11 protein-coding genes are annotated in these 12,693 nt (G+C 42.5%); 3 read left to right on the top strand and 8 right to left on the bottom strand.

Translation table 11 applies throughout. The features are described 5' to 3' along the window. Nucleotides 1–2: 2 nt before the first annotated feature. The 5 genes from G3W54_RS04435 to G3W54_RS04415 form a co-directional block, all read right to left on the bottom strand. The gene (locus G3W54_RS04435) at nucleotides 3–350 is read right to left on the bottom strand and encodes an SDR family oxidoreductase (protein ID WP_244627831.1); all 348 of its coding nucleotides are present in this window, start codon (nucleotides 348–350) and stop codon (nucleotides 3–5) included. Further along, nucleotides 347–1,183: a carbohydrate ABC transporter permease gene (locus tag G3W54_RS04430; protein ID WP_162651918.1), complete on the bottom strand. Its 837-nt coding sequence runs from the start codon at nucleotides 1,181–1,183 to the stop codon at nucleotides 347–349. Before G3W54_RS04430 ends, G3W54_RS04435 begins: the two co-directional genes overlap by 4 nt. A gap of 11 nt (nucleotides 1,184–1,194) precedes the next feature. Next, a complete protein-coding gene (locus G3W54_RS04425) occupies nucleotides 1,195–2,133 on the bottom strand; it encodes a sugar ABC transporter permease (RefSeq protein WP_162651917.1) in 939 nt (312 codons plus the stop codon). Nucleotides 2,134–2,301: 168 nt separating this feature from the next. Continuing rightward, on the bottom strand, nucleotides 2,302–3,585 hold the full coding sequence (locus tag G3W54_RS04420; RefSeq protein ID WP_162651916.1) for a sugar ABC transporter substrate-binding protein: 1,284 nt from the start codon (nucleotides 3,583–3,585) through the stop codon (nucleotides 2,302–2,304). Nucleotides 3,586–4,098: 513 nt separating this feature from the next. Further along, nucleotides 4,099–4,392: a hypothetical protein gene (locus G3W54_RS04415; RefSeq protein ID WP_162651915.1), complete on the bottom strand. Its 294-nt coding sequence runs from the start codon at nucleotides 4,390–4,392 to the stop codon at nucleotides 4,099–4,101. A 227-nt stretch (nucleotides 4,393–4,619) separates the two neighbouring features. Here G3W54_RS04415 and G3W54_RS04410 point away from each other — a divergent pair, with 227 nt between their 5' ends. The 3 genes from G3W54_RS04410 to G3W54_RS04400 all read left to right on the top strand — a co-directional run bounded on the left by G3W54_RS04410 (nucleotide 4,620) and on the right by G3W54_RS04400 (nucleotide 10,959). Then, entirely contained in the window at nucleotides 4,620–7,316 is a 2,697-nt protein-coding gene (locus G3W54_RS04410) for a PAS-domain containing protein (protein WP_162651914.1), read from the top strand. Continuing rightward, nucleotides 7,313–8,023 carry a response regulator transcription factor gene (locus tag G3W54_RS04405; protein ID WP_162651913.1) on the top strand — a complete coding sequence of 237 codons (711 nt, stop codon included), beginning with the start codon at nucleotides 7,313–7,315 and terminating at the stop codon, nucleotides 8,021–8,023. The genes G3W54_RS04410 and G3W54_RS04405 overlap by 4 nt, the downstream gene beginning before the upstream one ends. A 176-nt stretch (nucleotides 8,024–8,199) precedes the next feature. Continuing rightward, a complete protein-coding gene (locus G3W54_RS04400; RefSeq protein ID WP_162651912.1) occupies nucleotides 8,200–10,959 on the top strand; it encodes an autotransporter outer membrane beta-barrel domain-containing protein in 2,760 nt (919 codons plus the stop codon). Nucleotides 10,960–11,094: 135 nt separating this feature from the next. Here G3W54_RS04400 and G3W54_RS04395 read toward each other — a convergent pair whose 3' ends face one another. The 3 genes from G3W54_RS04395 to G3W54_RS04385 form a co-directional block, all read right to left on the bottom strand. Then, on the bottom strand, nucleotides 11,095–11,415 hold the full coding sequence (locus tag G3W54_RS04395; protein WP_162651911.1) for a hypothetical protein: 321 nt from the start codon (nucleotides 11,413–11,415) through the stop codon (nucleotides 11,095–11,097). A gap of 128 nt (nucleotides 11,416–11,543) precedes the next feature. Further along, nucleotides 11,544–12,104 carry a hypothetical protein gene (locus G3W54_RS04390; RefSeq protein ID WP_162651910.1) on the bottom strand — a complete coding sequence of 187 codons (561 nt, stop codon included), beginning with the start codon at nucleotides 12,102–12,104 and terminating at the stop codon, nucleotides 11,544–11,546. Beyond that, nucleotides 12,079–12,660, bottom strand: a complete 582-nt coding sequence (locus G3W54_RS04385) for a hypothetical protein (protein ID WP_162651909.1) — start codon at nucleotides 12,658–12,660, stop codon at nucleotides 12,079–12,081. Before G3W54_RS04385 ends, G3W54_RS04390 begins: the two co-directional genes overlap by 26 nt. Nucleotides 12,661–12,693: the final 33 nt, after the last annotated feature.

Genomic DNA, 12,693 nt, shown 5'->3' with positions numbered 1-12,693 from the left:
GGCTACCTCAACACATTTCCACCATCAACGCTTAATGTTTGCGCTGTGATATACATAGATTGTTCTGAGGCAAGAAAAATCGCAATACGAGCAACGTCTCTTGGCGTCCCCATATAGCCAAGAGGAATAGCCTCCCCAACGTCATTTTTTTTCTGCAGTAGCTCTTTACTTTCAATTTTGGCAAAGAGTGCATCTATAACACTGGGAGAATTTGCATTGACGCGAATTTCATAGGGAAACAGTGCGAGTGCTGCAAAGTGTTCTGCAATGATACCTCCGATGCCTCCAATGGCATTATTTACCAAGCAGTTTTTGCCTTTTAAATTTACGGGTGCGGGATTAAAGCTCATTTCACCGCTCCGAATGTAAGACCCTGTACAAGTTGCTTTTGGCAGAACCATCCGAGAACCACGATGGGACCAACAGCCGCTGCAGAGACTGCTGACAAACGACCAAAGAACAAACCTTCAGGTGCACGGTTACCTTCAATTAACGTTGCGAGCGTTGCTGCATCGATTGTGGTAAGACGAACCGTCCAATAGGCCTCGTTCCAGCAAAAAATAAAAGTCAAAAGTGCCGTGGATGCAACACCGCCCCATGCTAGCGGGATAAGGATATCTTTGATCTCACCCCAAGTTGTCACGCCGTCCATCTTACCTGCTTCGATGATTTCTTTTGGAATTTCTTTGAAGTATGTAAACAACATCCATATCGCAATGGGTAAGTTAATGAGACATAAAACGACGATGACAAGGAAATGTGTGTCATAAATCTGCAGGAAGTTTTTTGTCAAAAAAGTCATCGGGTAGAGAACAGCTGCTGCGGGTAGCATCTTGGTGGAGAGCATCCACATTAAAATATCTTTAGTGTGGCGGCTAGGATTAAACGCCATCGCATAGGCGGCTGGCACGCCAACAAACAAGGCAAAAGCGGTTGCAAATGTTGATGTAATGACCGAATTGATGGCAAAGCGCCAATAATCATAGTTTTCCGTCATATTGAGATAGTTCTCAAGTGTCGGTGTGAATACAAACAGGAATTCAGGTTTTACCGCATCCGCATCCGTTTTGAAGCTTGTAAAAACCAACCAGAAAATCGGAAAGAAGAAGATGATCGCAACAGTCCAAGCCAAAACAGGCAAGAAGGTTTTTCCAAATTTGGATCTTTGAGCAACAATAGCCATAATCTAATCCTCTAATCCATCAAACTTTTGCCGATCATGCGCAGTAAAAATAATGCTACGATGTTCGCCAATATGACTGCAAATATACCCGTGGCACTTGCGGCACCAATATTATTTGAAGCAAATTCACCAATGAGATATGGTAGGTTTTTATTCCCGTTACCTCTACTTACAATTTCTATTTCCGCGTAGAGTGATAAGTGAAAAATTGATTGTATCATCACCACAATCGCCATCGGTCTTGCCAAATGTGGCAGTGTTAAATTGCGGAATTGTGACCAAGCGTTCGCACCATCCAGAACTGCCGCTTCCTTTTGCTGCTGGTCTTCTGACTGTAAAGACGTCATAAAGATTAGCACTGCAAATGGCGTCCATTGCCAAGCAACCATAATAATTACAGCGTAAGATGCTGTTTGTGTTGCTCGGAAAGATATTGGTTGTAACTCAGGCCATAGCGAGAAAAAGTCGCCGAGAACGGGGAAGTCTTTCAAGCCGTTGATGAGTTCGTTCAACGCGCCAACGGCAAGTCCGTTAAGCCCCAAAACCGGATCAAGTATCATGTTAATCCAAAGAACGGCATTTACCGCAGGCATTACAAAAAACGGTGAAATAAGGAGAACGCGGACAGCGCCACGCCCGGGAAACGATCTGTTGATAAGGACGGCGATTGCCAGCCCCAAAGTCACAGTTATAGCCAAAATGCTACCGACAATGAATAAGCTGTTTTGTACTGCATACCAAAAGTCTTTCGCGTTTAGAACATATTCGAAGTTCCCTAGCCCGCGCCAGTTACTGAGGCTTGGTGTCGTCCATTCCGGTCTACGTGCGCTATTTAGAACATAACGAATAAAAGAGAAATATAGGGTCATCCCTAAAGGGACGATCATCCAGATGAGTAATAGCAAAACAGCTGGTGTTTGAAGCAAACGTGGAAGAGTTCTTTTAGACATGATCTGGTAACTCCTACAGGGCTGATCGCTCGCGAAACTCATAATTCGGTTGATTATTATCAACCAGTTTATGATGCCAAGTTCGACAAATTAAATGTTTGGCAATTCACATTCAGGGTAACAGGTTTGGCGGCGGACCGCCGAACCAATTTGTTTACTACCAGATTATTAGTAGTAACCAGCTTCTGCCATGATAGCGTCTGCAGCTTTTTGAGCTGCTGCTAGTGCTTCATCAACTGATTTTGCACCAGAAAGAGCTGCTGCCATTTCTTGTGCAACCGCTGAACCAACCTCTGGGAATTCCGGGATAGCAGCGAACTGAACACCAACATATGGCTTCAGGTCTGTTGCTTCAGGAGCAGCTGATTCAATCGCAGCCATTTCAGCAGACGCAAATTTAGCAACTGCTTTGAACTCTGGATACGAATAAGTTGATGCACGTGTACCTGTTGGTACTTTGCCCCAACCAAACTCTGGATGGTCAGCAACAGCTTTGATGTATTCTTTAGATGTTGACCATTCGATGAATTTCTTAGCTTCATCTGAATTTGGTGAGCCAGCTGGAACAGCCATTGCCCATGCCCACAACCAGTTTGCACCTACAGGGTTACCGGCATTTGGAGACTGAGCGTAAGCAACACCGTCAACTTCTAGGAAAGAAGCAGCAATTGTTGCATCAATCCACATGCCACATTTACCTTCGTTGTAAAGAGCAAGGATTTCGTTAAATGAGTTACCTTCTGAACCTGGAGGTCCGTAGTTACCCAAAAGATCAACGTAGAAGTTGATTGCAGCTTTCCATTCAGCAGACTCAAGCTGAGGTTTGAAATCTTTGTCAAACCATGCGCCACCGAATGAGTTTACGACAGTTGTGATGAACGCCATGTTATCACCCCAGCCTGGCTTACCACGCAAACATGCGCCATAAACACCATTGTCTGGATCGTGCATTGCAGCTGCAGCTTTTTTGATGTTGTCCCAAGAATCATTGTCTGCAACAGAAACACCAACAGCATCTGCTAGATCTTTGCGGTACATGACCATTGATGACTCACCATAAAATGGTGCTGCATATAGTGTGCCTTCGTGTGACAAACCATTGCGCATTGCTGGTAGCATGTCTTCGATGTCGTATTCAGCGCCAAACTCAAGCGGCTCAATCCAGCCTGCAGCACCCCAGATTGGAGCTTCTTGCATGCCGATATTGATGATGTCGTATTGTCCGCCACCAGTTGCAGTGTCAGAAGTTACTTGCTCGCGTAGAACGCCTTCTTCCAAAGAAACCCAGTTTAGCTTAACGCCAGTTTCTTCAGTATAAGCTTCAGCAACTTTTTGCATATTGATCATGTGACCGTTGTTCACGATCGCGATTGTTAATTCTGCACCAAATGCAGGAATTGCAGTTGTTGTACACAGGGCAAGTGCAAATGCACCATTACGAAGTGTCTTCATATTATCCTCCCAAGGAACAGACGCACCATGCGTCTTGGGCTAATACTCGGCGAAAATTCATACGCGCGTCTAATATTTTTTCCGCTATAAACTATACTTTTTTGCACATTTTTTAACAAACACGCAAAAAAAATAATGTTTTTCTACCATCTACGATAGTTGTGGCTTGAATAATTAGAAAATCCTAGAACAGGATCATGCTAAAATATGTAGAGCTTTCAAGATTTCACTTTGTGCCATTTTCGGCATTACTAAATAAAAAAGTAGACGATGCTTGCTGGTAAACTTCCGGATTGGGCCAGAAGTTGCCTAACAACGTTTAGGCATTCATGTCTGATGTTCATCGCAGATCAGAACTCACTTGAAGATTGAAATGCTTCGTGAGTGTGCCAATCACAGACATTGAGGTTATTTAAAGGGGTTATAGCCTCCATGCCAATCAAGCAGTCTATAGAAGCTCACAATCCTGTTCCGCGCTTGCGGAACAGGATTGTAGTTAATAAATGTCCGAATTCAGCGTTTAGCGATATTCTTACTCACACGCTTGAACGTTGTTTTGGGCTTTAATGGAATTGGGTCAATTCCACTATTAGTCTGTAATTGACTTGGTGTAACAACCGTTGTGTTCGACACACCGCCATGATCTGCACATGCAATTTCATCCGTAATTTCATCACCTAGCTTGAACACTGTGCCATCCGCACATTGTACAGACCGCATAAGGGGTGTCGCGTTAGATGCAACGACTGTACTCATCATTGTGCCAGCTGTTAATGTCGCTAATGCTGCTAAAATTAACTTGTTCATTGTCTTTCTCCATTTTTAAATTATTACCAACTAGATTGCTGGTGAAGCCAAAATGGAGGGGGAATTTTTCTCGATGACGTCGAGAAACGTCTCAACAGTATCGATAAATATAAAAACTGATACAATTGATACAATTTACGATATCATTTCGATACGTGTGTCTTATTTATGTTTGTTGAACATGACTTAAGTGCGAGGTTGAGCAGCAGTGATGGGGATGAGATCAATTGGAGAATGAATCTGATAAAATACCTTCATCCTCCATGCTGTCATTATTGGAAGATGCCATAGGTGCACTCGAAGAGGGGTTTGCACTCTATGACCCAAACATGCGTTTCATGTTATGCAATAATCGATACTATGATTTGGTTTTCGTCGGGCCACATCAGAAATTCGAACCAGGTCAAGGTGCAGTGGACATCGCAAAGCAGGTGTTTGACACAGGTGCCTTTATGCTACCAGATAATATTGAACCTGATGAAATGGCTGAGCAGACAGTTCAATTTATCAAGTCATTCGGAAGAGATTTAGTTCTTGAAAGAATGGACGAAAAAATCATTCAATGTTCGTCTAGCAGAACCAATCTTGGCGGTTATCTCATTACAATTATTGACATCACGGATCGGCGCAAGTTGGAAGATGGCGCTCGAAAAATGCTGAACGATGTTGTTGAATCGCTAGATCAGGCGATCGCACTTTATGATTCTGAAATGAATTTCTTATTCTCCAATAAACTGTATCTTGAAGAATATTTTAATAGATCAAACGTCCAAATGCCATCGCTTGGAGAGAATTTGGCTGACCACATACGAAGATTAGCGGATGCCAAACATTTCAAGTCCACAGAAGGTCTGACAACCGAAGACATCGTAAATTTTACAATTCATAACACAGCCAATTATTTAAAAAATGAAGAGCTGGAGCTGACTGACGGTCGAGTGGTTTCAGGGTCATCACATGCAACAGAACTTGGTGGTTATCTCATCACGCTCAGTGATCTCACCATTAAGCGGCAAACAGAAAGGCGCGTTCGTGAGATGTTCAATGACGTTCTGGAAACCCTGCATGAAGGAGTTGTGTTGCTGGATGACGATGGACGACTTGTTCTTTTCAATGATAAGTTTCTACAAATGTTCGATATCCCTCCAGATCCTTCTTTATACGGGATGCAAATCAAGGACATACTCAAGTTTCTCATTGAAACTGATTCAATTTATCTTTCTTCAAACTTGAGATCAGACAAATACATACAGTCAAACACGGACCACATCAGAGATGCTGCACAAGGTATCGAGTTTCCAATAAAAGACGGCATGTTGCTCGGAACGTCCAGCGTGACGCCATTAGGTGGACGCCTCATTACAATCGAGGATGTTACGGATAAATTGAGATCGGAAGAGAGGAGCCTTTCTGCCGTAAATGACGCTATACAAGCATTGGATTTGGGGCTGGTTCTTTGGGATGCGAACCTGGATCTTGTGATGGCTAATGAGCAATGGTTCAGGATCTTCTTCCTTGAAGGCGAGCGCCCTCAGACCGGCGAGAGCATCACAAGCGTAATGGAAAAACTGCTTGTAGCTGATTTCTTTAGTGTCCCAGATGGAATGTCTGGACATGAATATAACGCAATGCTCACCGAGCTTGTTAAAAATTATTCCAAGAAGGTCATTTTTGAAACGAATGATGGCCGTGTTATTGATGCATCGTCCAACGCAACCGGTTTGGGTGGTTATCTTATCTCATTTTCAGACATAACTGAGCAACAGAAGGTTCAAAAAGAGTTAGAGCGACAACGTGAGATTTCTCATCAAAATGAAAAACTATCAGCATTAGGTGAGCTGCTTGCAGGTGTTGCACACGAATTAAACAACCCACTTTCTATTATCGTGGGGTATGCTCAATTATTGGAAGGTAATGTGGATGATCCACGTTTAGTGCGCCGGATTGAGAGAATTGAACAAGCTGCAGAACGAAGTGCAAAAATTGTTAAAACATTTCTCGCTATGGCTCGCCAGCGCCCCACCAAACTTGAAGTATGTTCGCTAAATGAGATTGTCCTGTCAGCTTTGGATATTTCGGGTTATGGCCTTAAGACCAATGGAACAGACATCAAGGTTGAACTTGAAGAAGACCTGCCATTAGTTTTCTGCGATGAAGATCAACTCACTCAAGTCCTTACCAACCTGATAGTGAATGCGGAACATGCGCTCGCTGACAAAGGTATGAATGGACAACTTATATTAAGAAGCTCCTTTGATAAGGAGGCAAATTGTTCAACCATTGAAGTTAGAGATAATGGTGAAGGCATACCAAAAGATATTCAATCGAGGATATTTGAACCATTTTTTACGACCAAAGATGTAGGGGTGGGTACAGGTATTGGTCTGGCATTTTCTCACAGAATAGTTGACAGCCATGGCGGTCAACTAACATTGGAGTCTGAACCTGGTAACGGATGTAGCTTCTTCGTTCATCTAAATATAGCCTCTACAGAAGAAATCGAGAATACGACCTCCGAGGTTGCAGAATTCCCCGACGTCATTTGCAGGGTTCTGGTAATTGATGACGAAGAAGATGTCGTCGACCTGATTCAGGAAATACTGGAGGAACGTGGAATGATTGTTGAAACCGCAACGAACGTTCAAGAAGCACTGGGCTTACTGAAACGTCAAAAATTCGACGTAGTGCTCAGTGATTATAAGATGCCAGAATTAAATGGGCAGGATTTCCTAAAGTTGATTGAAGTGGAAATTCCTCACTATGCAATGCGAATTGGATTCATCACTGGTGATTCTATGAGTAGTGAGGTTTCAGAATTTTTTGAAAGTACGAAAAGTCTTCATATAGAAAAACCGGTCACTGCCAATGATTTGCTGAGCCTTATCAGGGAACTATATGAAAGAACGCAGGAGGAGAAGTCATGAATGACCATCGAACCCAAATTCTCCTTTGTGATGATGAAACCCATTTACGCGAGATGGTTGGAGAATATCTAGAAGAAAGCGGCTATGATGTCATTAGTACATCAGGCGCAGCTGAACTCCACGAACAACTCGAAAAAAATGAACCTGAACTCATCATTCTTGATGTGAAGATGCCTCGTGTTGACGGACTTACTGCACTTAAAGAACTGCGGGCAAAATCCAACGTTCCTGTCATAATGCTAACAGCTGCAACAGATGTCGTTGATCGTATTGTTGGTTTAGAATTGGGGGCTGATGATTATATTTGTAAGCCAGTAGATTTAAGGGAGTTAGGAGCAAGAATAAAAGCGCATATTCGCCGCAAAAAGTTTAATAATGATGACAAAGAAGAAGAACAACTTCTAAAGGGGACAATTGCATTTGGATCTTGCCGATTAGATATAGATGCAGCCAAGCTTTATAGGGCTGACGGTGTAGAAATAGCCCTTACTGCGATGGAGTTTAGCCTCCTTAAGGTATTCGCTGAAAATCGTGGCCGCATACTTAATCGAGATCAGTTGCTTGAGAAAGCTCATGACAAGGGATGGGAACCTTTTGATAGATCAATAGACCTTAGAATTTCTCGAATACGACGAAAGATTGAGATCAATCCCAATAAACCTGAGACAATACGCACGGTGCGCGGTCTAGGCTATATCTTCGGTTAGGGAGTAATTTCATAAAATCGCCTATCTTTCGTAGCAATCACGCATACATAATCTGTGTTTAATTCCTAGCTTGACTGATACAATTGATACGCTAGTGAACACGTTCCGACACAGCAATTGAATATCCAGAATAATGAAACCTGATCGCCATTGGTCACATTATTTTGGATGTCAATATGAAAAATCAAAAGATAAATTCACATCGTTCCAGATTGTTCAAAACAGCTTTGCTTGCGATGGTATCGGTAGCCGCAGTTATGCCAGCCATATTTGCTATGGCAGAACCTGCGGCAACAATCACCCAAGGCACAATTAATGCAAATGATGTGACTGGTGTAGATGTATCTGGCACTGGTACTGACGATATCGTTTTGGATGTCAATCTTGCGCCGATTGTAGCAAATAATCCTGGTGTTAAAACCAGCGCCGTCGATGGCGATACAACGATTACAATATCAAACAAGGTGATTGGAAATTGGGGCATTGATGCGAAAGCGACAGGTGTTGGTAACTTTCGCATCGATGTAAACGCGGACATTTATGGCACTTCAGGCGAAGGAATAAATGTTTTTGCGGATTCTGGTGAAACCATAATCAATATTGACGACGATATATCTATCAAAAGCAACTCGGGCGAAGGTATCCGCGGTGAGATACTCGCAAATGGCGCAGATTTTACGGTTCAGGGAAATGGCAGTGGAACAATAATCGGAACTAAATCCGGTATTATTGTTGGCTCTAAGGGAAACATACTGATTGATGGAATTGGCATTGTTGGTGGTTTCATCGAAAATGGGATTGCAACAAATTCAAGTAATGGAGATATTGTCATAACGAATATCGGTGACGCCATTGGCGGAAAAGTCGGAATTTCAGCGGAAAGTACCGGTGTTGGCGAAATTCGAATTTCAACTCAAAATGCATCAGGTGGAGTACACGGTATTCAGGCCGAAAACTCAGTATCCGGAACTTCCATTTTTATCGATACAACCGGAGACGTTGAGGGCTTGCAATCAGGCATAGAAGCCTTCAATAATGGTTCAGGCGTGTTGATAATTAACTCCAATAATGTGATTGGCCAAGGTAATAGCGGAATCTCAGCCGCCTCATCTGGCAACGCCGATAAAATTGAAATTAATACCAATGGCTCTATCATCGGAAATGAAGATGGAATTTCGATTAGCAATTTCGGTCAGGGAAATAGCACGATTAATGTCCTCGGAGGGTCGGTTCTTGGGGGCGCAATCGCTAACTTGAGCGATGCCATAGATATAGAATCCTCAATTGGTCTCACCAATACTATCAATTTATCTACAGGGACAAATATTACAAGCCTAATTGATAGCGCAATCAATGCGGGGGATGGAAATGATATTATCAGTAATCAGGGAACAATTGTTGGTAACGTCGAACTAGGTGGAGGAACAAATGCATTTAACAATCTTTCAAACGGTATATTTGAATCAGGGTTTAATGCAAATATTGGAATTGGAAACACGTTAGCAAATGATGGATTAATATCCCCCGGTGGTAGCGGGACAATCACAACAACTAATGTGAAAGGTAATTTTACTCAATCTGCAATCGGTCAACTGAACATTGACTTAGATGCTGCCTCAGCAACAAATGATCTGTTGTCTGTAAATGGTTCTGCCGCTTTGGATGGTGTACTACGACCGACGTTAATCAATCCTGTTGCACAACAACAGGACTTCACCATTTTGAGTGCTACTGGAGGCGTTACCAACAACGGATTTACTGTTGTAAATGGCCCTGTCACAAACTTTCAGCTGCAATACCCAAACATAAATGATGTGGTTGTTTCAGCGAGCGTGGATTTTGCCATCGAAGGCCTTAATCCAAACCAAACCAAACTAGCAAACCATTTGAACGAAGCATTGGCGATTGGCGGTGGTGGTTTAACGCCCGTATTAAGTGGGCTTACTGAATTGCCTGATGCCGCAAGTATCGCAGATGCACTTGATCAACTCGGTGGAGAAAGCTTCTTAAATCTTGAACAAGTTTCGTTACAATCTTCACTTAGTTTTACCAGTAATCTTCTAAGTTGTCTGCAGGCGACAGGTGCATTTATGGCCATTTCAGAAGGTCAATGTATATGGATGCAACCTCATGGTCGATTTATAAATCGCGATCAATCAATAAATAATATAGGTTACAGCGAGAATACGGGCGGCCTGAGTGCCGGAGTACAATATTCATTTACGGATAACTGGCATTTGGGGGTCGCCCTTGGTTATGAGAGTGGTTCATTGAATACTCAAGCCAATGCATTTGCTGAGTATAAGCGATACCAAGGAGGAGCTATACTAAAGCATCAGCGCGACGCGTGGCTTTTTGCTGCCGGCATATCTGCTGGCATCAGTCAAAATAACCTCACCAGAAACATATCCTTTGGAGGTTTAGATCTTGCCGCACATTCCAAACCAAATACTAGCTTCGTAACTAGCCAATTCCGAGCCGCATATCTGACCGAGAAAGATGGCTGGTCATTCAAACCAATTATGGACTTGTCGGCTACCCACCTTGGAAGAGATGACGTGTCTGAAACGGGCGGTGGTGCCGCCAACCTAAATGTAGTTGGAAGCAAAGGTACGATTTGGGGAATTTCCCCTTCCTTAGAGATTAGCCGCAATTATATTTTGGAAAATGGTACGCGCGTTCGCGCATTTGCGGACCTGGGATTTTCAGCTTTTTCCGATAGTAACCAAGATTTTTCAGGCAGCTTTGTTGCCGACCCTGTGGGCGTCAACTCGTTTACAGCACAGACACATTCTGATCGCGCGATTGGAGAAATAGATCTAGGTGCATCCATCTTTACCGAAAGGGGGCATAATGTGAGCCTAAAATACCAGGGACGCTTCTCCGCGCATATGAGTGCAAGTGCTTTTCAACTACGAGCGAGCCTAAAATTCTAGTTGGCGATGTTTCTGTAGATCCTAATAATAAGGTCCTTACATGACCTTCCAAATTTTTCCTATTAAATCTACAAAAAAACCGAGGTTGCAAATTCAAGGCAATCTCGGTTTTATTTTCTACGCTCTAATACAAAGTTACGAATCGAGGCATTTTTCCAAAAGCTCATTGTTCGGTTTCTCTGCATTGGGGCCGTACTGGGCATAACAACCAGCCGTCCATGCATGGATAACTTTGTTGCTAATCTTTTTTGGTTGCTGCGCATTATTACTTGCTACATTTTCGATTTGATGCTGGGCTTGGATCGTCAGATGAGATTCCATCATGTTGGAATATTGCTCAGCATCTGTCTTGATCGTAAGTGCGTTTGCCATGGTTGGCGCTATCATTGTTGCTGTTGCACTTGCAGCAATCGTAATCGCTGCCACGGTGGTCATAGTAATTTTTCTTATATCCATTGAGTTTCCCTTTCTGCATGTTGAAAGCAATAGGCTTTCCTATTTTCAAGGGTACTCGATTAATGTACCAAAAATGTGCTGTTTCAGGTGTCAATTGTATCTGCATATCCAATGCGACACCTGGAAATTCAGATAGCTTTTGCAGACAAAATAATTGGGACACGACCATTCCTGATAACATGGAAACGATACGTTTTACCTGATTTGATTGACTTAAATTGTTCTTTAGTTTCGAATTGATAAATGCGCCATCGGAAACGAAAATAGTATGCCGTGCCTAATGTTGCTCTATACCTGTTTTTGATATCTTTTGACCAGGTTTTCAACTTGCCTTCAAAACAAGTGACCGTTGGCCTTTTGAGGTGACGACGTTGAAAATATATATGTAAATAAACGCCCCCAAAAATCGCCAGAACGCATGATGAAAAGGTCAGAAGGAACGGGCGAGCTTGTTCGATTCCTTGAACATTTGCAAACAAGGAAAAACCAAATGATGCCAAGCATAAAGCACCCATAATAAACAGAAATAAATTTCCTCCTCGGCGACTTATTTTCAGATGGGAGTTCAGGCGCATTTTCTGGTTTGGCGATAAACAGCCGCTCTCATTTAGAAGATACTCCTCTTCCGAGAATTGAAAAGCTGACTTTAGATCATTGGACATTTTATCTAATGCCAAAAATTCTGGCAAAACGGCGCCAAGTATGCGCTAACCCCTTTGTGGGCCAAAGCCCGGTTCTTCGCTGTATAGTATATGTATCAACATCGCCATTAAGGATAAGATCGACATTTATCGAGATCAAAATATCTTCCCTGATAGAGGTCGGTAGATACATTATCTGATTTGCATATTTTGCAATTGATCGCACAGGATCAACTAGAGACGAGGTAACTTCATTTACACCTTTTTCTGCAATTGGTTTGCCACTCCAGATTTTATCCAAGTCAGTTATTTCAACTTGGTAAATTCTGATTTTATCAGGCTTATTCATCACATCACTGTTTAACCATATCTCAAATTCAATGATCTGCGCAGAACCGGGGTTTTGCTTTTGAATGCTATCCCTCGCATTAGTTTTCGATCGAAGGTATTCATCTGTAGTTGGTCGAAAATTTGCAGTTATTGCGAAGTCAGGACGATCAAAAAGAACAGCCTCATAATGGTATGATGGTTTTGGATTATCACAGCCTGTTAGCAAGAATGCGAAGCAGCAGATACATTTACTCTTTAATCCAAGTGTTTTCATATATCTAGATTAGGGGAGCTTTGTATCAATCTG

It is taken from the genome of Lentilitoribacter sp. Alg239-R112 (assembly GCF_900537175.1).
Classification (GTDB): domain Bacteria; phylum Pseudomonadota; class Alphaproteobacteria; order Rhizobiales; family Rhizobiaceae; genus Lentilitoribacter.
The sequence above is the reverse complement of the archived record's forward strand: the minus strand, read 5'-3'. Positions and strand labels throughout refer to the sequence as shown.